The sequence below is a fragment of the Roseomonas sp. CCTCC AB2023176 genome (assembly GCF_042259275.1).
Classification (GTDB): Bacteria; Pseudomonadota; Alphaproteobacteria; order Acetobacterales; family Acetobacteraceae; genus Roseomonas.
The window spans coordinates 1262300-1287652 of sequence record NZ_CP170086.1 but is presented as its reverse complement, the minus strand read 5'-3'; the positions used below and the strand labels follow the sequence as shown (position 1 = coordinate 1287652).

Genomic DNA, 25353 nt, shown 5'->3' with positions numbered 1-25353 from the left:
CTGATGTGTCAGGCGGTGCGGGAGATCGCGCTCTCGGCCTTGCGGACGAGCTCGGCGCCGACGGTGCCCGCCCACTTGTCGAAGACGGGGCGCGTGGCCTGCGCGAAGGCGCGCTTCTCGGCCGGTGAGAGGTCAACGACCTCCACGCCGCGGCGCCCCAGTTCCTCGAGCGAGGAGCGGTCGGCGTCCACCACGCCCAGGCCCTTGCGTGCCGCGGCGATCCCGGCCCGCGCGGCTTCCCGCGCGCTTTCGACGACGATCTCGCGGTCCCGCGGCTCGAAGGTGGACATGACCTGCCGGCCGATCGTCACGATCCCCGCATCGGCGCAGTAGTTCCAGATCGTCAGGTGCTTCTGCGCCAGGCTGTCCATGCGGAAGCCGAGGAAGAGGTTGATCGGGTTCTCCTGCCCGTCCACCGCGCCGGTGGAGAGCGCGGGCTGGAGGTCCGCGAAGGACATCTGCACGGGGTTGGCGCCGAGGCCCGTGTAGATCTCCGAGAAGATGGCGCCGGCGGCGAAGCGGATCTTGAGGCCGCGGAGGTCGGCCGGCGTGCGGATGGGGCGCTTGGAGTTGGAGATCTCCCGGAAGCCGTTCTCGCCCCAGGCCAGCGGCTCGACGTCCCGCTGGCCGAGTACTCGGAACAGGTCCGCCCCGACTTCCCCGCCCACCAGCGCGTCGAAGGCCGCGTGGTTCGGCATGAGGAAGGGCAGGGAGAAGATGTTCATCTCCCGCACCTGCGGGGAGATGTTGATGGTCGAGAAGACCGCGCCGTCGATCACGCCCTGGCGGATCGCCAGCAGTTCCCGCGTCTGGTCGCCGCCGACGAGGGAGGAGCCGGGATAGACCTTGAAGTTCAGCCGTCCTTCCGAGCGCTGGTTCACGAGGTCCGCCCAGGCGAAGGCGGCTTCGGACAACGCGATGGGCCGGTTGCCGACGACGCTGATCTTGTATTCCGGCTTGTACCGGCCCCCGCCCTGACCTTGGGCCCGAAGCGACGGTGCGGCGAGGGGGGAGGCGGCGAGGGTCGCGGCCCCCGCGAGGAGCGAGCGGCGGTTCATCGGTGTTTCCCTCCGGTGGGATGGGCGCGTCGCGCCTTCGTGTTGGCCGGAGAGTGCGGCCCTGCGCGCGGCGGGGCAAGGGCGAAGCGATCGGCGCGGGCTACGCCGCCTCCAGGTCCTGCGAGAGCCGGATCAGCTCCTTCGTATGGGGATGGACCGCGCGGTCCTCCCGCAGCGCGGCCTCGTCCAGCTCCTCCACGATCCGGCCGCCCTGCATGACCGCGAGCCGGCCGCAGAGATGCGCGACGACCGCGAGGTTGTGGGAGACGAGGATGCAGGTCAGCCCCCGCGCGGCCCGGAGGTCGGAGAGGAGGTTCAGCACCTCCGCCTGCACGGAGACGTCGAGGGCCGAGGTCGGTTCGTCCAGCAGCAGCACGCGGGGATCGGCGATGAGCGCGCGGGCGGGCGATGGCGACGCGCTGGCGCTGGCCACCGGAGAGCTGGTGCGGGTAGCGGAAGCGGGCGGCGCGGGGCAGCGCCACTTCCTCCAGCGCGCGGACGATCCGCCGGTCCGCGTCCGGCACGCCGTGGACGGCGAGCGGTTCCGACAGGATGCGGTCCACGGTCTGCCGCGGGTGCAGCGAGCCGTAGGGATCCTGGAACACCATCTGCACGGTGCGGAAGAAAGCTCGATCCCGGCGCGGGCCGAGCGGGCGGTTGTCCACCGCCAGGCGGCCCGTCCAGTCCGTCACCAGCCCGGCGATGGCGCGCAGCACGGTGGACTTGCCGCTGCCGGATTCACCGACGAGGCCGTAGGTCCCGCCTTCTGCGACACGGAAGGTCACGCCCCGCACGGCGTGCGTGTTGCCGAAGCGGACGTCGAGGTTCTCGACCTCGATCATCGGTAGGTCGCCGGCGTGGTCATCGCGGCGACAACCATTCGGCGTCGCGGCGCAGCGTCGGCAGCTTCACCTGCTTCCGTGTCAGGCTGGGCAGGCATTCCAGCAGGCCGCGCGTGTAGCCGTGGGTGGCGCGGCGCAGGTCGCGCGCCGGCAGTTCCTCCATCACCTGGCCCGCATACATCACGGCGACGCGGTCGCAGAAGCGGGACACCAGCGGCAGGTCGTGGGAGATGAGCATCAGCGCCATCCCCCGCCGGTCCACCAGCGCCTCGATCAGCCGCAGGATCTCCGCCTGCACCGTGGCATCGAGGGCGGAGGTCGGTTCGTCGGCGATCAGCAGGTCTGGCTCGGGCGCCAGCATCATCGCGATCATCACGCGCTGGCCCATGCCGCCGGAGAGTTCGTGCGGGTAGGCGTCCAGCACGCGGCGGGGATCGCGGATCTGCACGTCCTCGAGCAGCGAGAGCGCCTTGTCCCGCGCCTCGCGCCGGCCGAGGCGGGTGTGGGCGCGCAGGGCCTCCGAAATCTGGTCGCCGGCGGTCATGACGGGGTTCAGGGAGTATTTCGGGTCCTGCAGGATCAGCCCGATCCGGCCGCCCCGCAGGGCCCGCATCTTCCGTTCCGACGCGGTCAGGATGTCTGTCCTGTCGAAGCGCAGCGCCTCGGCCTGGACGACGGCGGAGGGCGGCAGCAGGCGCATCAAGGCGCGGCCCGTGACGGACTTCCCCGACCCGCTCTCCCCGACGATGCCGAGCTTCTCCCGCGCCAGGGTGAAGGTGACGCCGCGCACGGCGTGGGTGACGCCGGTTGCGGAGGGGAAGTCCACGCGGAGGTTGCGGACCTCGACCAACGGCCGCTGGCCCGCGACGCCGGGCTGCGGGCCCAACAGCAGGGATGGTTCGTCGCTCACCGCTGCTTCGGGTCCAGCACGTCGCGCAGCCCATCGCCCAGCAGGTTGAAGGCGAGCGACGCCGTGAAGATCGCGATGCCCGGCATGAGGGCAACCCACCACTGCTCCAGGATGAAGCGCCGGGCCGTCGCGATCATCGTGCCCCATTCCGGCAGCGGCGGCTGTGCGCCGAGGCCGAGGAAGCCCAAGCCGGCCGCCGTCAGGATGATGGAGGACATGTCCAGCGTGACCCGCACGACGAGGGAGGGCAGGCACATCGGCAGCACGTGGCGCAGCACGATGCGCGGGCCGGAGGCACCGGTCATCCGCGCGGCCGCCACGTAATCGGTACGGCGGACGGTCAGCGTCTCGGCGCGCGCCAGCCGGGCGTAGGGCGGCCAGGCGGTAAGGGCGATGGCGATGACCGCGCTCTCGACCCCCGGCTTCATGGCGGCGACGAAGGCGAGCGCGAGGATCAGGCGGGGGAAGGCGAGGAAGACGTCGGTGACGCGCATCAGCAGCCGGTCCGCCCAGCCGCCGGCATAGCCCGCGACGCAGCCGACGATCAGCCCGACCGGCGCGACCAGCAGGACGACGGCGATGACCATCCCCAGCGTGATCCGGCCGCCGTAGAGCAGGCGCGACCAGACGTCACGCCCCAGCTCATCCGTGCCGAGGAGGTGCCCGCCGCCCGGCGGCGCGAGGCGGCGCGTCAGGTCCTGGAAGCCGGGGTCGTGCGTCGCCAGCAGCGGCGCGGCGAGGGTCAGCACCAGCATCGTCAGCACGACGATCAGCCCGACCATGGCCAGCGGGTTCCGCCGGAAGGCAAGCCATGCCTGATAGCGGCGCCCCCAGGCGGCCTGGGACCGCGAGGCCGGGGCGTCCGTCAGCAGCCAGGCGCGGGTGAAGCGGGCGGCCCCGGCCTCGGGCACCGGCGGCATACCGGGCGCAGGGTTCAGCGCGACGGGTTCCAGCGCGGCCGTTGCGGTTGCCGCGTCGGCGATGACGCCGCCGTGGGAGGCGCCGGGTTCGGCCTGCACGCCGCTCATTTCGTCCGCGGGTCCATGAGGCGGTAGAGCAGGTCGGCCAGCAGGTTGAGAACCACGTAGATCAGCCCGACAACCAGCGTCGCGCCGAGCACCGCGTTCATGTCGGCATTCAGCAGGGACACGGTGAGATACTGGCCGAGGCCGGGCCAGGAGAAGATCGTCTCCGTCAGCACCGCGCCCTCCAGCAGGCCGGCATAGGTCAGGAACAGCACGGTCACGAGCGGTACGAGCGTGTTGCGGAAGGCATGGCGCCAGACGATGCGGGCGGTGGACAGGCCCTTGGCCCGCGCCGTGGTGACGTATTCGCTGCGCAGTTCCGCCAGCATGAAGGCCCGCGTCATGCGGGCGATGTAGGCGAGGGAGAAGAAGGCCAGCACGCCCGCCGGTTGAGCCAGGTGCGCGACCGCGTTCCAGAAGGCGCCGATGTCGCCGGCCAGGAGAGCGTCCACGGTCAGCACGCCGGTCCGGACATCCACCATGTCCTGGTACACGATCCCCTGCCGCCCCGGCCCAGGCAGCCACCCGAGCCAGGCGTAGAAGATCAGCAGCGACACCAGCGCGAGCACGAAGACCGGCAGCGAGTGCCCGGCGAGGCAAAAGACGCGGACCGCCTGATCCACCCAGGTTCCCTGGCGCACCGCGGCCAGCACGCCGAGCGCGATGCCCAGCACCGCGGAGATGATGATGGCGTAGGTCGCCAGTTCGAAGGTCGCGGGGAAGAAGCGCAGGATGTCCTGCCCGACCGTGTTGGACGTCATGACGGAACGGCCGAAATCGCCGGACAGCGTCTGGGTGAGGTAGCGCCAGAACTGCTCGATCAGCGGCCGGTCCAGGCCGAGTTCCAGCCGCGCCCGCTCCACCACGTCCTGCGGCGCGCGGTCGCCGACGATCGCCAGCACCGGGTCGATCGGCACCACCCGCCCGATGAGGAAGGTGACGATCAGCAGCCCGAAGAGGGTGATGGGGACGCTGGCGGCGGTGGCCGCCAGCGCCTTCAGGCGGTTGTGCAAGAAGCGGTGCTCAGGCCTTGCGGATGCCCACGTAGCCCGTGCGGTCGCTCATCGGTCCCATGTCGAGGCCGGTGACGTTGGCGCGCGTCGCGGAGACCTCGATTTCCTGCATCATGATGATGAAGGGCGAGACCTGCTGGTGCTCCCGCTGCAGCGCGAGGTAGGTCGCGACGCGCGCGGCCTGGTCCGTTTCCTTCACCGCGGCAATGGTGCGGGCCGTCAGTTCGGGGATGTCCCAGGACGCGCGCCAAGCCAGCGTCCGGTTCCGGGCATTGTCCCCGTTGTCCGGGTTCATCGAGAAGGTCTCGGCGTTGGAATGCGGGTCGAAGTAGTCGGAGCCCCAGCGGACGATCGCGATCTCGTGCTGGCGCGCGCGGGTCTTGGTGATGACCTGCCGCATCTCGCCGGGCACCATGCGGCAGCGGATGCCGACCTGGGCCAACTGCTGCTGCACGGCCTGCGCGATGTCGCTGATCGGGGCGCCGGTCGAGTAGTCGAAAGCTACCTCGAAACCCTGGGCCAGCCCGGCGCGGGCGAGAAGCGCCTTGGCTTCCTCCTGCCGCGCGGCGAAGGGGTGTTCGGTCAGCGCGCCCGGAAGCCCTTCCGGCAGGAAGGCCTGGTGCACGGCGTAGAGCGAGGGGACGATGTTGCGCTGGATGCCCTCGTAGTCGATCGCCAGCTTGATCGCCTGCCGGACCTCGGGCCGCGCGAGGAACTGGTTGCGCTGCGACAGGGACAGGTACAGCAGCGACGCCTTGCGCTTGTCCATCACGCGGTAGCGGTTGTCGTTCGCCAATTGCCGCAGCTGGTCATTCGCGAGGTTGCGCGCGATGTCCACGTCCCCACGCTGCAGGCCGAGCAGCTGCGCCGAGGAATCGGCCATGTGCCGGATGATGATGCGCCGCGTCGCCGGCGCGGGCTGCGCGTTCGGGTTGGCCTCCAGCGTCACCGCCTCGCTCGCGCGCCAGGACACGATCCGGTAGGGGCCAGCGCCGGCGGAGTTCTGCTTCAGCCAGCCATTGCCGTAGTCGTCGCCCGCGGCGCGGGCCTGCACGACGGCTTTCTCGACAACCGAGCCGACGGCGGCGGAGAGGCAATAGTAGAGGAAGGACGGTGCAGTGGCCTCGGAAGCGGTCAGGACCAGCGTGCGCGGGTCCGTCGCCCGGATCCGCTCGGCCATGTTCTCCTTCGTGAAGCCGAACTGGTTGATGATGAAGGCCGGCGACTTGTTCAGCGCGACGACGCGCTGGAAGGACCAGGCCACGTCCTCCGCCGTTACCGTCGCGCCGGACGCGAACTTGACGCCGTCCTTCAGCCGGAAGGTGAAGACGGTGTTGCCGTTCGAGGCTTCCCACGACTCCGCGAGGTCGCCGACCAGCCGGCCCGGGTCCTCGTTCGGCGTGGTCACGAGCTTGCGGTAGACGTTCCCGACGATTTCCGTGCCCGAGTATTCGAAGGCCTCGGCGGGGTCGAGCGAGGTGATGTCGTCGATCTGCTTCGCCATGACGACGACGCCGGGCGGTGTCTGGGCATAGGCGCCCCGGATCAGCGCATCCCAGGGCGTCACGGCGGCGGCGGCGCCTGCCAGGATCAGGTTTCGGCGGCTGGTCATCTCGGGTCTCCGGACGTCTGTCGGGGGTCCCCTAAGGTGCAACGCCCCGCGCCGCAATGCCAAGCGCCGGATGGGCGCCCTCAGGCAGAGAGGCGGGGGAGGAGGGCCCGGGCATTGTCCCGCTCGATCGCCCGCATCTCCGCCGCGTCGAAGCCGCAGCCCGCCAGGTTCTCCACGTGCTCGGTGCTGGTCCTGTAGGGGTAATCCGTGCCGAAGACGATCTGGGAGACCGGGACGAGCCGCCGCAGCCCGTCCATCGCCGCGGGGTTGGAGGCCTGGGCCGTGTCGTAGTGGTACCGCCGCAGGATCGGCCGCACCCCGTCCAGGAAGTGCGGCGCCACGGACGGCACCCGCGCCTGGAACTCGAAGCGCTCGATCAGGAAAGGCATGGTCCCGCCCGCATGGCTGAAGATCAGCCGGACGTCCGGGAAGCGCTGCGCGAAGCCGCCGAAGACCCAGGAGGCGATGGTGCGCGTCGTGTCCGTCCCGAACTCGATCATCGGGTCGGGGACCAGGGCGCCCATCAGGTTCGTGCAGCAAGCCGCCGAGTTGGGGTGGGTGTAGACGACGGCGCGGCGGCCGTTCAGCTCCTCGAAGACCGGGGCGAAGGACGGGTCGCCGAGCCACTTGCCGCCGTAGCTCGTGAACATCGCGACGCCGTCGGCGCGCAGCGTGTCCAGCGCGTATTCGATCTCGCGCAGCGTGCCCTCCACGTCCGGCATGGGCAGGGCGGCGAAGGAGCCGAAGCGGCGCCCGTGGTCGCGGACCAGGCCCGCCGCGTAGTCGTTGCTGGCGCGCGCCAGGTCGCGTGCCTCCGTCGCGTCACCGAACCAGAAGCCGGGGGAGGTGACGGACAGGATGGCGGTCTCCGTCCCCGCGCGGTCCATGTCCTCCACCGTCTTCTCGATCGTCCAACCGGCCTGGGGCGGGGCGATGGTGGCGTGACGCGCGGCGCGGGCGACGTAACCCGGCGGGGTGAGGTGATGGTGCACGTCCACCCGGTACGGGCTGGGCCGACCGGGCGCCCCCTGCGCCAGGGCATGCCCGCAGGCCAGTGCGGAGAGGCCGCCGAGGAAGGCGCGGCGGGAACAGGCGCAGCCGACGACACCCATGGGCGGACCTCCGTGCCGCTGTCCCGGTGCGGCGGATCGGCTGGAGTCCAGCACGCGCGCGACGCCGGCCGCAACGCCGCCCGCGCCTGGACGGCCCTTGGCCTGCGTGCCAAGCCGCATGGATGGAATATTGGCAGGACTTCGAGGAAGAGGGCGCCCCGCCGCCCCATGCCGACGATGCGCCGGTTCCGATGCCCGATGGCAGCGCCCTGCGCCTGCCGCTGCGCGACTACGGCGACGTCGCCGTCGCCGGCTTCATCGCCAACCAGGCCTCCTTTCCCGTCATTCGACGCATCACGGGTTGGATGACGGAGGCCGCGCGGCTGCTCGGGGCCGAGGTCCTGGTCGGCCTGCCCACGCTGGGGCACGTCCTCGCGCCGGCGGTCGCCGAGGCGTTGGGACATCCGAACTGGGTCGCGGCGGGCTATTCGCGCAAACGCTGGTACGACGATGCCCTTTCGGCGCCCGTCGCCTCCTCCACGACGCCCGGGGAGCGGCGGCTCTACCTCGATCCCCGCACGCTGGACCGGCTGCGCGGGCGGCGCGTGCTGCTGGTGGACGACGTGATCAGCACCGGCTCCTCCGCCCGCGCCGGGCTGGCGCTGCTGGCCGCGGCGGGGGTGCGTCCCGTCGCGCTGCTCGTCGCCATGGCGCAGGGCGACCGGTGGTGCGACCCCTGGCCGGCGGACATCCCCGTCGCTGCCGCCTTCGCCACGCCCCTGTTCCGACGGGTGGAAGGCGGCTGGGAGCCGGAGGCGGCGACGCGCCCTCCCGTCCTGCTCCCCCGCTGAATCCGCGGGCACGAGGCGCCGCAGCCGCGCAAGAATTCGTCATGTGGCGGCGCGCCGGCCCTTGCGACGCATCCGTGCCCCCCGATTCTCGTTGCGGAGGGTTGTCCGCCCTTGCTTCCCTGGCGGGCCCCGGATGGAGGACGTGCCGATGCGCCGTCGTTCGCTCCTCGCGGCCAGCGGCGCCGCCCTTCTCCCCGCAATCGGCGGCATACCGCCCGCGCGCGCCGCGGAGGAGGCGGTGGACCTCCTCCTCGTGCTGGCCGTGGACGTGTCCCGTTCGATCGACGAGGACGAGGCGCGCCTGCAACGCCAGGGCTACAAGGAGGCGATGAGCGACCCGCGGATCGTCGACGCGATCCGGGCCGGCATGATCGGCTCCATCGCCGTCTGCTACATCGAATGGGCGGGCTGGGACTACCAGCGCGTCGTCCTGCCCTGGACGCGGATCGGCAGCAAGCAGGAGGCGGAAGGCTGGTCGGAGGCGCTGTCCAACGCGCCGCGCGTCTCGCTCTCCTGGACCTCCATCTCCGGCGGGCTGGAGGCGGCGCGGCGCGCCTTCGCGGACTCGCCCTTCGAGGGCACGCGGAAGGTCGTGGACGTCTCGGGCGACGGCGTGAACAACTCGGGGCCGCCCGTCGAGGGCATCCGCGACCAGCTCGTCGCGGAGGGCGTCACGATCAACGGCCTGCCGATCCTGAACGACCGTCCGGGCTGGGGGCGGATGCCGCTGGTGCCGCTGGATGAATACTACCGGCAGGCCGTCGCGGGCGGGGAGGGTTCCTTCGTCATCGCGGCAGAGGATTTTGATGCCTTCGGCAGCGCGGTGCGCCGGAAGCTGGTGCGCGAGATCGCGGCGCTGCCGGGGCCTCCGATCGGCTGACGCCGCGAGGTTCGCGTCGCCGGGCGGTCCGCCCGATCGCGTGGCCTTCGCGGCGCGCCTGCCGCCGCGTGAGCAGGACACGGGCGGGACCGGGTGCGTCGCGCCGGCTGGACGCGGCGCCGCGCGTCAGCGCTCGATCTCCTCCACGACAATGCCGAAAGCCGCCAGCCCCTCGGAGAGCAGGTCGCCGAGCATTTCCATGCCCATGAGGTAGTCGGCCGTGCCGCCGCCCTCGTTCCGCTCATGCGCGAGGCGCAGCGCCTCCTTCCACTCGTCCGGCTCGTAGTCGCCGCGGCCGACCCAGGTCAGCGCGATGAGGGAGGCCTGCTCGTCCTCGTTCAGCTCGGTGATGAGCTCCCCGAGGTTCTCGCCCGTGACGTTCTGCTCGTTCGCGTCCTCGACGAAAGGCTCCTGGTCGTCGCTCGCCGTCTCCGGGTCGTCCAGCCCCTCCGCGGCGCGCGCGGCATCGATGATGTTGGCGACGGCCTGGAGGGAGATGCCGAGGTCCACCTCGTCATCGTCGGCGGGGTTCACGCCGGGCAGTCCGCCTTCGGCATTGTCTCGGGGGCTGTCGGACATGGTGGTGCTTCCGGTGACGCTTTGAGTGTCGTGACGCCGGCCCAACGCGGCAACCCCGCAATTGGCTTCGCGTTGGTTTTGCAGGTGGCGGCGCAGGAATGCCCGCCAAAGGACTGAGAAACCCACAAATCCGGAGATCCGCGGATGAGGAAGGCGCTCACGCTCGCGATTTTGGGAAGCGCGCTGGCCGTGGCCTCCGGGGCGCGGGCGCAGACGGCCCCGGCCTTCGTCGCCGCGACGGCCTGCGAGGCGGCCGCGCCGCTGCGGACGGATGCCCTTGCGACGCGCCGCGCCGTGAGCGCGCAGGTGAGCGCGAGGGGCGCGCACCTGGCCCCACCCGCCGCGGAGGCGCGGCCGGGCGAGCGAGTCGGGGCGGAGCGTCGCGCGGCGACAGGGCGACACGTTCTGCGCCCGTCGCCGCGCCGTGGTGCGCCGCCGCGCGCTGCCACCGGCGCGGAGCTGCCCGCGGCCGGCGAGGTGACGGAGGAGTCGCCCACGCTTCGACCCGCCGTCCACTTCTGCGTCACCCCGCCGGGCGCCTCGCGTCTCTGGACCACCTGATCGCGGCCGTGGCGCCGCGGCCTGCGACCCAGGCGATCAGCCGCTCATCGTTCCAGCGCTCATCGTTCCAGCGTTAATCGTTCCAGCGTTAATCGTTCCAGTCTGGCGCGAAGGCCGGGCTGACGGTCCGTCGATCCTTCGGGAGCGCGTCGAGGGCGGCGACGTCCGCATCGGTCAGCCGCCCAGCGAGGTCGAGCGCTTCCAGGTTCTCGCGCTGGCCCTGCGCGCGCCCGGATTTCGGGATGGCGCAGACGCCGTCCTGCCGCAGGAGCCAGGCGAGCGCCACCTGTGCGGGCGAGGCGCCGAGGCGGTCGGAGATCCCCCTCAGCGCCGCATCGCCCGTCAGCCCGCCTTTTGCCAGCGGCGAGTAGGCCGTCACGACGACGCCCGCCGGACGCGCGACGGAGAGCAGCCGGTCCTGCGACAGCGTCACGTGGTACTCCACCTGATCCGCGGCGATCGGGATGCCGGTCGCCAGCGCCCGCCGCAGCATCCCTGCGGGAAAGTTCGCGACGCCGATGGCGCGCGTCAGGCCGTCCTCCTTCAGCCGGTTCAGCGCGCCGAGGCTGGCGTCCATGTCCATGTCGGGCGCGGGCCAGTGGATGAGGTAGAGGTCCAGCGCATCGAGGCCGAGGAGCGAGAGCGAGGTCTCGCAGGCCCGGCGCATGCCGTCCGGCGAAATGTTGGTGTGCCAGACCTTGCTCGTGACGAAGACCTGATCGCGGGGCAGCCCGGAGGCACGGAGCCCCGCGCCGACCTCCGCCTCGTTCCCGTACATCTCCGCCGTGTCCAGGGCGCGATAGCCGAGGGAGAGGGCGGATTCGACGGCCGCCTGGCACTCTGCGCCGCGCAACTGCCAGGTGCCGAAGCCGAGCTTCGGAATCCGCAGCCGCGGCGTCTCGATCACACGATCCATGGGTGGTTCCCCTTACGATTTCGCCAGGTTCAGCAACGCGGCGAAGCCCGTTTCAGTGCCGAAGGCCAGGTGCGTGCCCGTCGGGCTCCAGGCGAGCGCGGAGACGGAGCCGCGCCCGGGCGCCGCGACCGGGACGACCTTGCCGGACGCGATCTCGGCCATCAGCACCATTCCGTCCGCGAAGCCCGCCGCCACCACCTCGTGCTGCGGGTGACAGGCGACGCGGGTGCAGATCACGCCGTCGCCGCCGGCGATCTCGGTCGGCGCCTTGCCCATGGGACCACCGCCGAAGAAGGGCCAGAGGACGATGGCATCGGCGCCCGCGGTCGCGAGCCAGCGGCCCTTGCCGGTGAAGGACAGCGAATGCGTCTTCCCCGGGTAGCCGGACATCCGCATGTGCTGCGCGTCCGAGAAGCGCCAGCCGTGCAGCGAGTTCTCCTGCATCGCCGTCACGACGTGGTCGTTGTCCGGCGAGACGGTGATGACGTGGTGGCTGCCCTTCCACTCGTAGCGCTTGGGCGTGCCGTCCTTCGCCGCGACGAACCAACCGGAAACGCCGTTGTAGTGCGAGGCGAAGAGGCGTTTGCCCTTCGGATCGAAGGCGACGCCGCCGACGGTCGAGCCATGCGGCCCGAAGGTACGGGTGGCCTCGCCCTTGGCGTCGAGCAGGTGTACGTTCTTCCCGACCGCGACGGCGCGGAGGCCGGACGGGTGGGTGGCGACGTGCTCCACCCATTTCATCATGCCGTAGGAGGCGAGCTGCGTCGCCGAGCCGTCCAGTGCGATCCGGACCAGCCGCCCGTCATCCCCGCCGGACAGAAGGCCCGTGGCGATGTCCGGCACGACGGTCAGGCCGGCGCCATCATGCGCCTCCACGCGCCGCCAGTCTGCCGCATGGTCGGCGGGATCGGTCAGGTGGACCGTCCCGTCCGACAGGCCGAAGCCTGCGACCTTCCCGTCCCGCGCGAAGGCGACCCCGACGATCCAGGCCCCGAGGTCGCGCCCCGTGCCCCGCTGCTCCAGCAGGAAATCCGCGTCCGTCGTGTCCGACACGCGGTCAGTCCGCCCCGTGGTCGGCGACGCAGGATTCGAAGCCACGGCGCAGCTTCGGGCGGTTCAGGTCGCGGCCGATGAAGACGATGCGCGACTTGCGGGAGTCGTTGCGCCGGGGCGGCAGGTGATCGCCGTCGGCAATCATGTGCACGGCCTGGAAGGCGAAGGGCCGCTCGTCGCCCTTGTAGTGCAGGATACCCTTGGTCCGCAGCAGGTCCTGGCCCTTGGTGGCCAACAGCTCGCTGATCCAGGCGTTGAACTTCTCAGGGTCCAGCGGCTTCTCGACCTCGAAGGAGACGGACTGCACCTGCGTGTCGTGGGTGTGGTTGTCCTCGCCGGAGAGGAACTCCGGCTCCCGGTCCAGGATGCGGTCGAGGCGGAAGGAGTCGCGGCCCAGCACGGTCTCCAGCGGGACGTCCGACTTGGTGGCCCGCACGATCTCGACGGTCGGGTTGATCGCGCGGATGCGCCGCTCGACCTCGACGGCCTGCTCCTCCGTCACCAGGTCCATCTTGTTGAGGACGATGAGGTCGGCGAAGGCCACCTGCTCCTCGGCCTCGGTGCTGTCCTTCAAGCGCTCCAGCAGGTGCTTGGCGTCCACGACGGTGACGATGGAATCGAGCCGCGTCGCGCGCTTCACGTCCTCGTCCACGAAGAAGGTCTGCGCCACGGGGGCGGGGTCGGCGAGGCCCGTCGTCTCGACGATGATGCCGTCGAACTTGTCGCGCCGCTTCATCAGCCCGCCGAGGATGCGGATCAGGTCGCCGCGGACGGTGCAGCAGATGCAGCCATTGTTCATCTCGAAGACTTCCTCGTCCGCGTCGATGACGAGGTCCTGGTCCACGCCGATTTCCCCGAACTCGTTGATCACCACCGCGAACTTGCGGCCGTGATTCTCGGTGAGGATGCGGTTCAGCAGCGTCGTCTTGCCCGCACCGAGGTAGCCTGTGAGGACGGTGACGGGCGTGGTCGTGGTTTCGCCCTGGGGGGGCACGGTCGTGGCGGACATGGTTGGGGTCCTGCGAAGGGTGGGCTGTGTCGGTCCTACCAAATGGCCCGGTCGGCGCAGGATTGGAACACCCTGCCGGACGGGACACTCCCCAGTCCGGCCGGGCGCCGTGGCCGGGACGCGGCGAACCAACGGTTCCCGGGGGTGCCCGGCGAGAACGGTGGAAGCGATGGGCGCGGTCCGGCCCGGTCACGGCCGGGCGGGTCTCAGACGGGTATCGAAGCGGTGGGGAGCGCTCCGAACACGGTCGTCGGATCGGAGAGCACGACGCGCTCCTCCGGGCCGAGCTCCAGCCAGTTCGGGACCTCCTGCAACGAGGCCCACATGCGCCGCACGCCGGCCGGCCATGCGTCCATGCCGAGCGGGACGTGGTTCTGGGAGGCGTCCACGGTCGTCCCGAGGGACAGCTTTCGACTGTCATTTTCCCGCGGCTTGAAGGCGGCGATCGAACCGCCGTCGAGGAAGAGCGCCGGGTACGCCTCTCCCGCCGTCATCGCCGCGCCGACATATTGATCTCCGGTCCTCTTCCGCGCGGCAACGACGTGGTCAGGGTATCCCTGCAGGACGCCCTCCACTGCGCCGCGCTCAGGCGCGCTGCCTGAAGTGGCAGAACCGGGTGAGGGTCAATGGACCGCGCGGATCGCCTCGCCCACGGTCTCGATGATCCGGTCTACGTGCGGCTTCTCGATGATCAGCGGCGGGGAAAGGGCGATGATGTCGCCGGTCACGCGGATCAGCACGCCCTGATCGAAGCAGCGGCGGAAGACGTCCATCGCGCGGGCGCCTGGCTTGCTCTCGCGCGGCTGCAGTTCGATGCCGGCGATCAGGCCGATGTTGCGGATGTCGATGACGCCGTCCGTGGCGCGCAGCGAATGGGCGGCGTCGCCCCAGTAGCCCTCGATGGCCTTGGCGCGGCCCGGCAGGTCCTCGGCCCGATGCAGCGCGAGCGTCGCGATGGAGGCCGCCGCCGCGAGCGGGTGGCCGGAATAGGTGTAGCCGTGGAACAGCTCGATCCCCGCCGGCGAGCCGTCCACGATGGCGTCGTAGATCTCGTTCCTGGTCGCGACGGCGCCCATCGGCACGGCGGCGTTCGTCAGGCCCTTGGCCATCGTCATGATGTCCGGCGTCACGCCCAGGCGTTCGGCGCCGAAATCCGTGCCGAGGCGGCCGAAGCCGGTGATGACCTCGTCGAAGATCAGCAGGATGCCGTGGCGGTCGCAGATCGCGCGCAGGCGTTCCAGGTAGCCCTTGGGCGGGACGAGCACGCCGGTGGAGCCCGCCACCGGTTCCACCATCACCGCCGCGATGGTATCAGCGCCGTGCAGCGCGACGAGGTTCTCCAGCACGTCGGCCAGTTCCGCCCCGTGCTCCGGCATGCCATGGCTGAAGGCGTTCTTCGCGGGCATGTGCGTGTGCGGCAGGTGGTCCACGTAGGGCAGCATGGCGCCGAACTGCTTGCGGTTGCCGCCGATGCCGCCGACCGACATGCCGCCGAAGCCGACGCCGTGGTAGCCGCGCTCCCGCCCCACCAGGCGCACGCGTGAGGATTGGCCGCGTGCCTTGTGGTAGGCCAGCGCGATCTTCAGCGCGGTATCCGCGCTCTCGCTGCCGGAGTTGGTGAAGAACACGCGGTCCAGGCCCGCCGGCGTCATCTCGGCGACGCGCGCCGCGGCCTCGAAGGCGATGGGATGGCCCAACTGGAAGGTCGGCGCGAAGTCCATGATCGCCGCCTGCTTCTGGATCGCCTCGGTGATCTCGCGCCGGCCGTGGCCGGCGTTGCAGCACCACAGGCCCGCGGTGCCGTCCAGGATCTCCCGCCCCTCCGGCGTGTAGTAGTGCATGCCCTCCGCGCGCGCGAGGAGGCGCGGGTTCGACTTGAAATAGCGGTTGTCGGAATAGGGCATCCAGAACGCGTCGAGGTCGTTCGGGCGCGGCACGCTCATCTCGTTCATCGGGGCATCTCGTTCATCGGGGCATCTCGTTCATCGGGCGGGGCGGGCGAGGGGAACACAGCATCGCGCGGGCAGGGGCAGCGCGACAAGCAGTGCGATGACGGTTTTCCTTGACTTTCATCCCAGATAAGGAATAAAGACACAGAGCACAGCCGGAGACCCCCCGCCCATGGCCCTGCCCCTGATCGCCCTTGCCGCCACCCTCGCCCCCGAACTGATCCGCCTCATCGCGGGAGACCGCGCCGGACGGGTCGCCGACGCCGTCTCCGGCGCGGTGCAGGAGGTCGCGGGCACCGCCGACCCCGCCGCCGCCCGCGCGGCCCTGGCCGATCCCGCCCGCGCCGACGCGCTGCGGGTGCGCCTGGCCGAAATCGCCCTCGACGCTGCGCGCGCCGCCGATGCCGCCGAGGCTGCGCGCCAGGCGAACCAGTTGGACACGCTGCGCGCCGGGATCGCCGACGTCGCCGCTGCCCGCGGCGGGATGGTGGAACTGGCCCGCATCGGCAGCGGCCTCGCCTGGGGGCCGGCCACCATCTCCACCCTCGTCGTCATCGGCTTCTTCGCGGTGCTCGTCCTGCTCGTGACGCTGGACGGCAACGGCGGGGCGCGCTTCGACCCGCAGGTCGCCTCCGTCGTGAACGTCACGGTCGGCGCGCTCGGCGCGGCCTTCGCGGCGGTGGTGAACTTCTGGATCGGCTCGTCCCAGGGATCGCGCGAGAAGGACGCGATCGTCGGGCGGCTGCGGGACGCGCGCGACGCCGCGATCGCCGCGCCGCGGGCGGAGGCGCCGGTCGTCTCCCTCGCAGCGCTGCGCCCGTCCGCGCCCGCGGCGGAGGACCGGTTCGACCGTTGCCTCACCGTCGTGCTGGCGGAAGAAGGCGGCTTCGTGAACGACCCGCGCGACCCCGGCGGCGCCACGAACATGGGCATCACCCGCGCCACCCTTTCCGCCTTCCGCGACGCCGAGGCCAGCGTGGAGGACGTGCGCGACCTGACCCGCGCCGAGGCGCGCGAGATCTACCGGAGCCGCTACTGGACCCCGCTGCGCTGCGAGGCCCTGCCGCCGGGCGTCGACCTGTCCGTCTTCGACTTCGGGGTGAATGCCGGCCCCGGCCGCGCCGCGCGCCTGGTGCAGCGGGCCGCTGGCGTGACGCCCGACGGCTCGATCGGCCCGATCACGCTGGCCGCCATCGCCGCGCGCCGCCCGGAGGACCTGATCGCCCGCTTCGCCGAGGGCCGGATGGAGCACTACCGGTCCCTGTCGACCTTCGCGACCTTCGGCCGCGGCTGGACCAACCGGACGGAGACGGTCCGCCGCGAAGCGACTGCCATGGCAACGAGCCCCGTCCCGCTGGCCCGCGCTGCGTGAGGGGTTCCCCTGCCGCGCCGGAGGGGCTACACGGCGCGGCAGGGACCCGTAGCTCAGCTGGATAGAGCGCTGCCCTCCGAAGGCAGAGGTCGCACGTTCGAATCGTGTCGGGTCCGCCAATTTTTTCAGTGTCTTATCCGACGTGTGCGCCTGGGGTGCACAACGCCTAGGTCGCACGTAGGTAGCAGACGGCCAATGTGGTCGCCGGGCTGTGCCCTGTGTGAAGCCGCCGCTCCGGGAAGGTAGCGCTCCGGCGTTTCCGGCTCACCCGGGCAGTGCCTCAATCTAAAGTCCGGCCCTCATCGGGCGCCAAATCGCACGCCGGCCCTGCTGCCGCTATGCTCAGCGTTGAGCATGGGGGCGGCGATGACTACGCATCATCGGGAACCAGTCGTGTGCGAATGCGGCCACCGTGGTGTGGTGCACTGGTCTGAGAACGACCAGCCGTTCAGTTCTCAATGGGAGCAGTATCGCATCTCGGGGTTTGAGGGGCATGGCTTCGGCATTGATGGCTGGACCACGCTTGAGAAGGCGTTGGAACGGATGATGCCGAAGTGCCCTCAGTGCGGCGCGGTAGGAAAGGTCAGGTATATCGAGGGGCCTAACGGGGAGCGAGCCCTGCCGACCTGATCGGCAACGCCGTCTTCGTGATGAGGATCGCGAGAGGGAGCGGATGGTGTACGCGCTACCCCGCGCGCAAATGATGAGGTGGCCGCTGCGCTCTGCCGGCAGGGTGGTCGGGCGTGGGCGAATGCGACGACGTGGGAGCAACGAGCGGAGGTTGCACGGACGACGGCGCCAGAGCGACGAACGCGTGCTTGACTTGTCCCAGATTTCCCCCCTCAAATGAGGGCGAAATTTGGGACAGGGCCTGATGAGCGCGAAGCTGATCCTCACTGAGCGTGAGGATATCGACCCTTTCCTGACGAACATGGGTCTGAGCCACGATGGTCTCGTGGAAGTGGTGCGCTTTGCAGAGGCACAGCGCGCTCTGTGCACCAGCAATGACGTTCGAGGCTTCAACCTCATTACGGTGCACGACAAGGCGGCTCGGGGGCTGCGGGAGGTCTTCTGCGGCGAGGATTGGGAGAAGGACGAGACTGATAATCAGGCCGGCATTCGGAATCCGAAACTCAAGCTTAGGGTGATCCCCTGCAATTTCGACGAGAATGCCGGCAACCTCGACGCGCGCCCGACCAACCGCGTGCTGAAGGGCCACGCCACGCGCCGCAAAGTGAGATGCAACCGAACCGGCTGGTTGCCGAATCTGCCAATGCCCACCCCAATGCCGGGAAAGAGCGATTTCACCACTTGGGTCCTCGGTATTTTTGCTGAAGACCAAAAGCCTCTCGCTGCCGAACTTTCGCTCCCATTAGGATTCAATGGAGGTCGCTATTTCGACTTTGTAAATCGTATTATCCTAGATCTGCGGGGCGACCCGATGACCGGAAGCCAGCGTCGGCAGCCGGACCGTGGTGGCCCTGTCGAAGATATCGATATTGAAATCAAGCGGAAGGTGTGATGCTCAACCCTGAGCGAATAGACTTTGTTCGGAGGCGACTTGGCTTGACTAAGATTGGCTTGGCGAGTAGCCTTGAGGTGGATCGGAAAGTTCTCCAACGTTTTGAGACTGGAAAAGCCGATCTGCCGGCTGCGTGCGTAAGGCGTCTGTGCGATCTCTCGGGCTACCCAGTGGAGTTCTTTTACAAGGGCACGCCGGTTTATCCAAATCCAGCCGGGGTCAGCTTCCGCTCCCTCAAGTCGCTCACTGCCGCGTCGCGGGATGCGGCAATGGCGGCGGGCGCGCTTGCGTTCGAGTTTGATGATTGGATTAGCGCTAAGTACGATCTACCCATCCACTCTCTAGTGCAAGTGGAGAGCAGTACACCGGCTGCTGCTGCGCTGTACCTGAGAGCGAAATGGGGGATCGGTGAGCGCCCGATTGGAAATATGATCAACCTGCTGGAGGCGCATGGAGTCCGGGTATTTTCTCTGGCCGAAGAGACGAGACACCTGGACGCATATTCATTGTGGCGGGATGATAAGCCTTATATATTCCTAAATACACTCAAGACTACAGAACGCAGCCGCATGGATGCCGCACACGAACTCGGGCATTTGGTGATGCACCGTCATACCGGATCGTCTCACATCAACGCTGAGGATGAAGCGCAAGCATTCGCTTCCGCTTTCATGATGCCGCCCAATGACCTGAAGGCAGAATTTCAGTGGGTTCGATCATTGAACGAGCTAATTGAGAAAAAGAGGCGATGGGGAGTTTCGGTGGCTGCTCTCAATTACGCCGTGCATAAAATCGGTAGGATTTCTGATTGGAACTACCGTGGTAATTACATGGCTTTAGCAAAAGCTGGCCGCGAGAACGAGCCTAATCCAATGCCGCCTGAAACTTCTCAAGTCTGGACCAAAATTCTAACGGATCTCTGGCGGCAGGGTATCACCCTTTCGCGCGTCGCGAAGTTGCTGTCGGTTCCGGAGAAGGAGTTGAACGACCTTCTATTCGGTATAGCCAGCGCAGTAGGAGGCAAGTCGGCGCCCGGTGCCCTGCGTGTTGTATAGAAGCACGCGCTGCTCTTCGCCGAGTGTTGGTGCCCCCGTGCTGAAGAATATCCAGCCCGAGGCACTGCCCTAACCCCCCCGTCTTGTCGCGGCTTGCGCAAGGCCCGCATGATCGGCACTGATGGACCCCGGGACCTTCGTGGAGACATGGCGGGCGAACACCCGCCCTGAAGCGGCTGGCGCCAAGGCTCACTTCTCCGACCTGTGCGACCTCCTCCGCGTGCCGAAGCCGCAGACCGATGCCACCGGTAGCGGCTACGCCTTTGAGAAACTGGTTGCAAAAGCCGATGGCCGGCCCGGCTTTGCGGACGTGTGGAAGCGCGAGTGCTTCGGGTGGGAGTATAAAAGCCGCGGTGGCGACCTCGACGCTGCCCATGCCCAACTCCTCCGCTACGCCGGCAATCTCGGGAACCCGCCCCTGCTGGTGGTATCTGACATGGCGCGGATCATCGTTCGGACGGCGTGGACGAATGAGGTCACGGAGGCCCACGCCTTTGACCTGGATGACCTCTACAAGCCCGACGTGCGGGCGCGGCTGCGGGAGATGTGGACACCCCCGCCGCTGGCCTGGAAGCCGGCGCAGACCCGTCAGGCGCTGACAGAAGAGGCGGCGGGCCGGTTCGCGGAACTCGCCCATCGGCTGCGCCTCCGCGGGCACGATCCGGCGGAGGTGGCGCATTTCATGGTCCGCCTCGCCTTCTGCTTCTTCGCGCACGACACGGGGCTTCTTGATCGCGACCTCCTCCCGAAACTCCTCCAGCGCGGGTGCGCGGCGCCGGACCGCTTCGCGGCGCTGGCGGGGCGGCTGTTCGCGGCGATGGGCCAGCGCGGGGGCGAACTCGACTTCACGGCCGTCCCCTGGTTCAACGGTGGCCTCTTCGACGATGCGCGCGCCCTGCCGCTGGCCGCGGGCGACGCGGCGATGCTGTCGGACCTTACGGACCTCCGCTGGCGTGACATGGACCCCGCCATCATGGGCACGCTGTTTGAGCGCGGACTGGACCCGGAGAAGCGCGGGCAACTCGGGGCGCACTACACGGACCGGGCGACGATAGAACGCATCATGGACCCGGTGGTGCGCCGTCCGCTGGCGGCGGAGTGGGAAGCGGCCAAGGCGCGGATCACGGCGTTGATGGAGGAGCGGCGGGCACTGCGGGCGGAGGCCGGCGCGGGCGGCGCGGAGGCGCTGGCCGAACTCGCGGGGCTGACGGGCACGGCGCTGGCCGCTAAGCGCAAGGTGCTGGCCCGCGAGGCCGACAGGCGGAGGAAGCGCGCGGAGGCCGCGGCAGAGGAGGCGGGCGCGATCTTTGCGGCACACCTCGCGCGGCTTCGGGACTTCCGGGTGTTGGACGCGGCGTGCGGGGGCGGGAACTTCCTCTATGTCGCCCTACAGACCTTGAAGGACTTGGAAGGGCGTGTCCTCGCGGAGGGGGCGGCACTCGGGCTTCCGCCGCGCTTCCCGGAGGTCGGACCGGAGGCGGTGTTAGGGATCGAGTTGAACCCATACGCCGCGGAACTCGCCCGAGTGTCCGTGTGGATCGGGCACATCCAATGGGCGCTGCGGAACGGCTACCCGGCGCCATCCGACCCGGTGTTGCGGACCCTCGATACGATCGAATGCCGTGACGCGATTCTCGCAGCGGATACGGACGGGCGACCGATGCCGGCAGCGTGGCCGCGTGCGGACGCGATTCTTGGGAATCCACCCTTCATCGGGGGCAAGATGCTCCGCCGCCAACTCGGGGACCCCTTCGTTGACCGACTCTTCGCGGCCTATGCGGGACGGGTGCCGGCGGAGGCTGATCTTGTCTGCTACTGGTTCGACAAGGCGCGGGAGGCGGTGGCCGCGGGAGGGACGGCGCGGGTCGGGCTGGTGTCCACCAACTCCATCCGGGGCGGGGCCAACCGCGAGGTGTTGGACCGCTTCACCCGCGCGGCCCCGATCACGGAAGCATGGTCGGATGAGCCGTGGGTCCTCGACGGCGCGGCGGTGCGAGTCTCCATTGTGTGCGCTGCGCGTGAGGCGGAAGGGACACCCCGCCTCGACGGGCGGGAGGTGCCGGCGATCTTCGCGGACCTCACCGCGGGCGGCGTGGACCTGACACGGGCCTCGCGCCTCACGGCCAACGCGGGCGTGTGTTTCATGGGGACGACCAAGGTTGGTCCCTTCGACGTGTCGGCAGAGGTCGCGCGGACGTGGTTGCGGGAGCCGCCCAACGCGAACGGGCGGCCGAACGCGGACGTGGTGCGGCCATGGCGGAACGGGTTGCACATCCTCCGCCGCGCCGATGACGCATGGGTGGTGGACTTCGGGGCGACGATGAGCGAGGCGGAGGCGGCGTTCTACGCGCTGCCTTTTGCCCATGTCGCCCTCACGGTGAAGCCGACCCGGAAGCCGGACAACCGCGACCGTGCGCTGGTAGCGTGGTGGCGCCACGGGCGACCCCGGCCGGACATGCGCACCGCACTGCGGGACCTCTCCCGCTACATCGTGACCCCCGCCGTCGCGAAGCACCGCATCTTCGCGTGGTTGGACGCGCGCGTAGTGCCTGATCACCAACTGCTCGTCTTCGCGCGAGACGATGACGCCACCTTCGGCATCCTGCACAGCCGCTTTCACGAAGCATGGGCGATCCGAATGGGATCGTGGATGGGGGCCGGCAACGATCCCCGCTACACCCCCACCACCACCTTTGAGACGTTCCCCTTCCCGGACGGGCTAACGCCGGACGTGCCCGCCGCGACCTCCACCGGCGACCCACGCGCGCGCCGGATCGCGGAGGCCGCCCGGACGCTAGTAGAGGCGCGCGACCGATGGCTGAACCCGGAAGGCATGGTCGAACGGGTGGCGGAGGTGGTGCCGGGCTTCCCGGACCGCATCGTGCCCCGCTCCCTCGCCGCGGCGACCACTCTCCGAAAGCGCACCCTCACGGCCCTCTACAACGCCCGCGGCACGCCAGAGGGGGCATGGTTGGACGCGCTGCATCGCGACCTCGACGCAGCCGTTGCCGAAGCCTACGGCTGGCCGACCGACCTCTCGACTGAGGACGCTCTTGCCCGGCTTCTCGCGCTCAATCAGGCGCGTGTCCGGGCCTCATAGCGGCTTGGGATGGCATCAGGCGGAGGCTATCGGGCGGGTGCAGCAAACCGCTGGGCGACCAATACTGCGGCCTTCGCCTGCGCATCCTCGCGCGTCATCAGCCCGGTCCTCACCAACTCCTCCAGGGAGGCGAGGACGGTGTCAGTAGCGGGCACCGTCCGTCCGCTGCCCGGCGCTGGCGCGGGTGCCACTGGCGTTGCGTCCTCTGTTACGACCGTCGTGGTGGCGGCCACGTCCACCACCGGGGGCCGCATGGCGGCACTCACTCGCACATGCCAATCCCGTGCCGCCTCCAAGGCCCGGCGGAGTTTGCGATCCTGCGCGCGCTTGGAGTCGGAAAAGAGTAGGCCGTCGTTGCGGCTATACAGGGCGATGGTGAGGCGCGGAGTGGACACAGCAGCGGTGTGAACGACGAACATCACCTTGCGGGTCTTCTCCTTCGCTGTCCGACTTGCGGTGGCCGCGCCGACCAAGGCGCCGACAGGTCCGGCTACAACGGCCCCGACGGCGGCACGGCCCAAGGTTCCCGTGACCGACGCCCGTGATACCGTCTCGCCATCCTGCAATATCTCTGCCCCGGTGATCTGATCGAAGCCGATGGTCACGGCGGACGCGAACGGGGTCGTTCGAAAGGTGAGGGTCCGGGCGTCACTGTCGATTTTCAGGGAGCCGGTCCAGCCCGAACCCACCAAGCGATACACGGGGGTAGGCTTGTTCCGCTTCACCGACGGCGTGGGACTGGGGACGGAGGCTCGCGCGGCCATCTCCGGCGTCCTGCCGATGGCGACAGGTTGACGAGCGATCGTTTGCGGAATGGGAGGGCTTATTGCGGGAAGCGCGGATGACGCCGTTCCATCAGGGCTACCGTTTCCACGAATGGCCCTGACAACGCCGCGAATCGCGAGGAAGACGAGGGTAAGGGGCAGAACGATGACGACCACTGCCACGCCCGCGAGAATAAGACCGTCCTGAACTGTCACGTCCCACCGACCTCTGAACCAAATCGCAAGCGTAAGGGTCCATGCATCGGGCACCTCACGTCAAGGACGGCCACGTCAACGCGCTCACTCTGAACCCGGGTGCAAACACCCCCCCCGGGTCTGGAAAATACAAAGTCGGGGCTGCATCGCCGGTACACCTCAGAGGCGAATCACGTCATGTGGATTCAGGGACAGTTTTGCACCTCAAGGCGGATGTGCCGGACTGAGCTGGCGCACATCGGTCAAACGCAGTACACGGCATGCCCAACGCTCTTCTTCCGGGCACGCGAGGAAGCCGCTGGCCGGTATCATGCTACGTTCCCAGCGGGCGCCGTCCCATTCCTCTGCTACCTGCTTCGCGAAGGCCGACCGGCCACGCCACGCTGGGAACCGGACGAGAAACGCGCGCAGGGTGGCGATGAGGCGATCGTCGGCCGCTTCATAACAGGCAGTCAGACGGCACAGCTTGGAAAGCCTGTCGTCTGCACGGGTGAGGGCACGGGCAGATGGTCCGACCTGCACCTTGCCGCGCTGCATGTCGAAGCGGGCACCACAGAATTCGAAGAACCTGTCAGGGCGGCCACGGAGCGGAAGAAAGCCTTTACCCTTATTTCTCGTTTGGAAGGCACCGGGGAGCCGTCCAGCGGTGAGGCTGGCTTCCAAGGCCGTCACCCCGCGCGTCAGGGCTTTTTGGTCCTGAGCGAGGATGAGTATGTCGTCGCAGTAGGCGAAGACCCGCACATCATCCGGAACCGCGTCGAAGACCGGCGCGAGGAGGATGTTGGCGAGGATGCCCGATGCGGCTGAGCCTTGCGGTAGTCCACGAGTGGTGCGGTCCATCATAGACCTCTGGAGAGAGATGAAGACCTGTTCCTCCTCCGGAAATACGTCCTGGCCCTGTCCCCGGGCCTCGCTTGGACCTCCTTTCCTGTCGTGGTTGAACCTCGCGCTGAGTCCGGTGGCGGAGTGCGCGATCAGGCGACGCGGAAGCCTGAGCAGCGGCAACGCTGCCTCCGCGTCGAATGAGCCGAAGCAGTCAGCAATGTCGAAGATCGCGAAGTGCCGGAAGCCGCTGTCCAGGGCGCCCGCGATGTGGCGCCACATCTCGGCTAGTCCCCGGCCCTTGGTCGCGAACTGCGCTGGGTGGATCTGATGCTGCAACCCCGCGCACCACGCCACGATCCGTTGGCGGGTCCGGTGTTCAAAGCCGTATCGGACGACAGGGCGCGAGGTCTCTGCCGTCAGGGATCGCCAGCGGCCATCGTCCGTCACGGTCTCAGCCGCACCCTTTGGCAGGATCAGCAGGGTTGCCGGCTCCCGTGAGGCTTCTTCCGGTCTGAGATTCCACGCTAGCCGCACGACGGCGGCCGGGTGTGCCGGACCGTGCAGCGTCTCACCGCGCTGCTTCTGCCTGCTCCTGTGGCGGCGCGCCGCTTCGTCCGCCTTCACCAACCGCAAGAGGAAGGTACGATGAGCGGACGCGATCAGGTGACGGGCCCTCCGCGTCCCCGCATGCCGCCGGGCGTAGGTTTCGGCTGCGGCCACCTCCTCCCGCGCCACCGCCAGTAACCGGCCGTAGGGCGCCCCCGCCGCCATGGCGGTAGGTGCATCCATGACCTGCGAGGCCAGCGCAGCGATGTGCCGGTCGCGTCTCGCGTTCGGCTTGCACAAGAGCGTCATGAGATCACCAGCGGCAGCGGGGAAATGAAACCGGGTTCAATCAGGCCGGTCGGTGGAGATACCCGGCCGTGCAGTGATGAACGTTCTCCGCGATGAAGGCCGCGAGGTCACTGCGGCGATAGCGGACGTTCGCGCCGATCTTGACGAACTTCGGTCCGTCCGCCCTCTCGACGCGCCACTTGTTGAGTGTGGCCTTGGCGAGGCCGAGAAAGTCCGCCGCTTCAGCGGTGCTCAAAAGGTCATCCTGCATGACCGTCCTCCTGTCCAGAGACGCCAGTGAGTGAACCGTCGTTGACGGGTCGCCTATAGCAGTCTTCACGTTGTCGGCCGCGAA

Annotated in this window: 22 protein-coding genes, 1 tRNA gene and 1 pseudogene; 8 read left to right on the top strand and 16 right to left on the bottom strand. The window is 69.1% G+C overall.

Annotated features, from left to right (window positions below; translation table 11 throughout):
• Positions 1-8 precede the first annotated feature (8 nt).
• The 7 genes and pseudogenes from dctP to ACE7GA_RS06390 form a co-directional block, all read right to left on the bottom strand.
• A complete protein-coding gene (gene dctP, locus ACE7GA_RS06420) occupies positions 9-1058 on the bottom strand; it encodes a TRAP transporter substrate-binding protein DctP (RefSeq protein WP_376097270.1) in 1050 nt (349 codons plus the stop codon).
• Positions 1059-1158: 100 nt separating this feature from the next.
• Positions 1159-1900 (bottom strand): annotated as a pseudogene (locus ACE7GA_RS06415) (ABC transporter ATP-binding protein).
• Between the two features lie 19 nt (positions 1901-1919).
• Positions 1920-2810, bottom strand: a complete 891-nt coding sequence (locus ACE7GA_RS06410; RefSeq protein WP_376097267.1) for an ABC transporter ATP-binding protein — start codon at positions 2808-2810, stop codon at positions 1920-1922.
• Positions 2807-3730 carry an ABC transporter permease gene (locus ACE7GA_RS06405; protein WP_376100129.1) on the bottom strand — a complete coding sequence of 308 codons (924 nt, stop codon included), beginning with the start codon at positions 3728-3730 and terminating at the stop codon, positions 2807-2809. The genes ACE7GA_RS06410 and ACE7GA_RS06405 overlap by 4 nt, the downstream gene beginning before the upstream one ends.
• A 104-nt stretch (positions 3731-3834) precedes the next feature.
• Positions 3835-4848: an ABC transporter permease gene (locus ACE7GA_RS06400; protein ID WP_376097264.1), complete on the bottom strand. Its 1014-nt coding sequence runs from the start codon at positions 4846-4848 to the stop codon at positions 3835-3837.
• Between the two features lie 10 nt (positions 4849-4858).
• Positions 4859-6460, bottom strand: a complete 1602-nt coding sequence (locus ACE7GA_RS06395; RefSeq protein ID WP_376097261.1) for an ABC transporter substrate-binding protein — start codon at positions 6458-6460, stop codon at positions 4859-4861.
• An 80-nt stretch (positions 6461-6540) separates the two neighbouring features.
• On the bottom strand, positions 6541-7572 hold the full coding sequence (locus ACE7GA_RS06390; RefSeq protein WP_376097258.1) for an amidohydrolase family protein: 1032 nt from the start codon (positions 7570-7572) through the stop codon (positions 6541-6543).
• A 122-nt stretch (positions 7573-7694) separates the two neighbouring features.
• Between ACE7GA_RS06390 and ACE7GA_RS06385 the strand changes: the two genes are divergently transcribed.
• A complete protein-coding gene (locus ACE7GA_RS06385; protein ID WP_376097255.1) occupies positions 7695-8363 on the top strand; it encodes a phosphoribosyltransferase in 669 nt (222 codons plus the stop codon).
• A gap of 148 nt (positions 8364-8511) precedes the next feature.
• On the top strand, positions 8512-9243 hold the full coding sequence (locus ACE7GA_RS06380) for a DUF1194 domain-containing protein (RefSeq protein ID WP_376097252.1): 732 nt from the start codon (positions 8512-8514) through the stop codon (positions 9241-9243).
• Between the two features lie 126 nt (positions 9244-9369).
• Here ACE7GA_RS06380 and ACE7GA_RS06375 read toward each other — a convergent pair whose 3' ends face one another.
• Entirely contained in the window at positions 9370-9822 is a 453-nt protein-coding gene (locus ACE7GA_RS06375) for a DUF3775 domain-containing protein (RefSeq protein WP_376097249.1), read from the bottom strand.
• 144 nt (positions 9823-9966) lie between these two features.
• Between ACE7GA_RS06375 and ACE7GA_RS06370 the strand changes: the two genes are divergently transcribed.
• Positions 9967-10383, top strand: coding sequence for a hypothetical protein (locus ACE7GA_RS06370; protein ID WP_376097246.1), 417 nt, complete (start codon positions 9967-9969; stop codon positions 10381-10383).
• Positions 10384-10471: 88 nt separating this feature from the next.
• On the opposite strand, the gene ACE7GA_RS06365 is transcribed toward ACE7GA_RS06370, so the two are convergent.
• The 5 genes from ACE7GA_RS06365 to ACE7GA_RS06345 form a co-directional block, all read right to left on the bottom strand.
• A complete protein-coding gene (locus ACE7GA_RS06365; protein WP_376097243.1) occupies positions 10472-11299 on the bottom strand; it encodes an aldo/keto reductase in 828 nt (275 codons plus the stop codon).
• Positions 11300-11311: 12 nt separating this feature from the next.
• Complete coding sequence (locus tag ACE7GA_RS06360) at positions 11312-12352, bottom strand: WD40 repeat domain-containing protein (protein WP_376097240.1); 1041 nt, start codon at positions 12350-12352, stop codon at positions 11312-11314.
• A 4-nt stretch (positions 12353-12356) separates the two neighbouring features.
• Complete coding sequence (locus ACE7GA_RS06355) at positions 12357-13361, bottom strand: CobW family GTP-binding protein (protein WP_376097237.1); 1005 nt, start codon at positions 13359-13361, stop codon at positions 12357-12359.
• Between the two features lie 206 nt (positions 13362-13567).
• Positions 13568-13855: a hypothetical protein gene (locus tag ACE7GA_RS06350; RefSeq protein WP_376097234.1), complete on the bottom strand. Its 288-nt coding sequence runs from the start codon at positions 13853-13855 to the stop codon at positions 13568-13570.
• Positions 13856-13984: 129 nt separating this feature from the next.
• Positions 13985-15313, bottom strand: a complete 1329-nt coding sequence (locus ACE7GA_RS06345; protein WP_376097231.1) for an aspartate aminotransferase family protein — start codon at positions 15311-15313, stop codon at positions 13985-13987.
• Between the two features lie 169 nt (positions 15314-15482).
• Here ACE7GA_RS06345 and ACE7GA_RS06340 point away from each other — a divergent pair, with 169 nt between their 5' ends.
• The 5 genes from ACE7GA_RS06340 to ACE7GA_RS06320 all read left to right on the top strand — a co-directional run bounded on the left by ACE7GA_RS06340 (position 15483) and on the right by ACE7GA_RS06320 (position 22359).
• Positions 15483-16682 (top strand): glycoside hydrolase family 108 protein, encoded by a 1200-nt coding sequence (locus tag ACE7GA_RS06340; protein ID WP_376097228.1) that lies wholly within the window; start codon positions 15483-15485, stop codon positions 16680-16682.
• A gap of 42 nt (positions 16683-16724) precedes the next feature.
• Positions 16725-16801: transfer RNA gene (locus tag ACE7GA_RS06335), tRNA-Arg, on the top strand.
• 755 nt (positions 16802-17556) lie between these two features.
• Complete coding sequence (locus tag ACE7GA_RS06330; RefSeq protein WP_376097225.1) at positions 17557-18204, top strand: hypothetical protein; 648 nt, start codon at positions 17557-17559, stop codon at positions 18202-18204.
• The gene (locus ACE7GA_RS06325) at positions 18204-19259 is read left to right on the top strand and encodes an XRE family transcriptional regulator (protein ID WP_376097222.1); all 1056 of its coding nucleotides are present in this window, start codon (positions 18204-18206) and stop codon (positions 19257-19259) included. The genes ACE7GA_RS06330 and ACE7GA_RS06325 overlap by 1 nt, the downstream gene beginning before the upstream one ends.
• Positions 19260-19380: 121 nt before the next feature.
• Positions 19381-22359 (top strand): class I SAM-dependent DNA methyltransferase, encoded by a 2979-nt coding sequence (locus ACE7GA_RS06320; protein ID WP_376097219.1) that lies wholly within the window; start codon positions 19381-19383, stop codon positions 22357-22359.
• 26 nt (positions 22360-22385) lie between these two features.
• Here the strand turns inward: ACE7GA_RS06320 and ACE7GA_RS06315 are convergent, their stop codons facing one another.
• From ACE7GA_RS06315 to ACE7GA_RS06305, 3 genes are all read right to left on the bottom strand, one after another.
• A complete protein-coding gene (locus ACE7GA_RS06315; RefSeq protein WP_376097216.1) occupies positions 22386-23339 on the bottom strand; it encodes a hypothetical protein in 954 nt (317 codons plus the stop codon).
• A gap of 204 nt (positions 23340-23543) precedes the next feature.
• On the bottom strand, positions 23544-25019 hold the full coding sequence (locus tag ACE7GA_RS06310; protein ID WP_376097213.1) for an RNA-directed DNA polymerase: 1476 nt from the start codon (positions 25017-25019) through the stop codon (positions 23544-23546).
• 40 nt (positions 25020-25059) lie between these two features.
• Positions 25060-25269, bottom strand: a complete 210-nt coding sequence (locus ACE7GA_RS06305) for a helix-turn-helix transcriptional regulator (RefSeq protein WP_376097210.1) — start codon at positions 25267-25269, stop codon at positions 25060-25062.
• Between the last annotated feature and the right edge of the window lie 84 nt (positions 25270-25353).

Bases quoted from the DNA above. Each gene is read 5' to 3' on its own strand.
- dctP (WP_376097270.1), bottom strand. From the start codon at position 1,058: ATGAACCGCCGCTCGCTCCTCGCGGGGGCCGCGACCCTCGCCGCCTCC.
- ACE7GA_RS06405 (WP_376100129.1), bottom strand. From the start codon at position 3,730: ATGCCGCCGGTGCCCGAGGCCGGGGCCGCCCGCTTCACCCGCGCCTGG.
- ACE7GA_RS06395 (WP_376097261.1), bottom strand. From the start codon at position 6,460: ATGACCAGCCGCCGAAACCTGATCCTGGCAGGCGCCGCCGCCGCCGTG.
- ACE7GA_RS06390 (WP_376097258.1), bottom strand. From the start codon at position 7,572: ATGGGTGTCGTCGGCTGCGCCTGTTCCCGCCGCGCCTTCCTCGGCGGC.
- ACE7GA_RS06385 (WP_376097255.1), top strand. From the start codon at position 7,695: ATGGAATATTGGCAGGACTTCGAGGAAGAGGGCGCCCCGCCGCCCCAT.
- ACE7GA_RS06380 (WP_376097252.1), top strand. From the start codon at position 8,512: ATGCGCCGTCGTTCGCTCCTCGCGGCCAGCGGCGCCGCCCTTCTCCCC.
- ACE7GA_RS06375 (WP_376097249.1), bottom strand. From the start codon at position 9,822: ATGTCCGACAGCCCCCGAGACAATGCCGAAGGCGGACTGCCCGGCGTG.
- ACE7GA_RS06370 (WP_376097246.1), top strand. From the start codon at position 9,967: ATGAGGAAGGCGCTCACGCTCGCGATTTTGGGAAGCGCGCTGGCCGTG.
- ACE7GA_RS06365 (WP_376097243.1), bottom strand. From the start codon at position 11,299: ATGGATCGTGTGATCGAGACGCCGCGGCTGCGGATTCCGAAGCTCGGC.
- ACE7GA_RS06355 (WP_376097237.1), bottom strand. From the start codon at position 13,361: ATGTCCGCCACGACCGTGCCCCCCCAGGGCGAAACCACGACCACGCCC.
- ACE7GA_RS06350 (WP_376097234.1), bottom strand. From the start codon at position 13,855: ATGACGGCGGGAGAGGCGTACCCGGCGCTCTTCCTCGACGGCGGTTCG.
- ACE7GA_RS06345 (WP_376097231.1), bottom strand. From the start codon at position 15,313: ATGAACGAGATGAGCGTGCCGCGCCCGAACGACCTCGACGCGTTCTGG.
- ACE7GA_RS06340 (WP_376097228.1), top strand. From the start codon at position 15,483: ATGGCCCTGCCCCTGATCGCCCTTGCCGCCACCCTCGCCCCCGAACTG.
- ACE7GA_RS06330 (WP_376097225.1), top strand. From the start codon at position 17,557: ATGAGCGCGAAGCTGATCCTCACTGAGCGTGAGGATATCGACCCTTTC.
- ACE7GA_RS06325 (WP_376097222.1), top strand. From the start codon at position 18,204: ATGCTCAACCCTGAGCGAATAGACTTTGTTCGGAGGCGACTTGGCTTG.
- ACE7GA_RS06320 (WP_376097219.1), top strand. From the start codon at position 19,381: ATGGACCCCGGGACCTTCGTGGAGACATGGCGGGCGAACACCCGCCCT.
- ACE7GA_RS06310 (WP_376097213.1), bottom strand. From the start codon at position 25,019: ATGACGCTCTTGTGCAAGCCGAACGCGAGACGCGACCGGCACATCGCT.
- ACE7GA_RS06305 (WP_376097210.1), bottom strand. From the start codon at position 25,269: ATGCAGGATGACCTTTTGAGCACCGCTGAAGCGGCGGACTTTCTCGGC.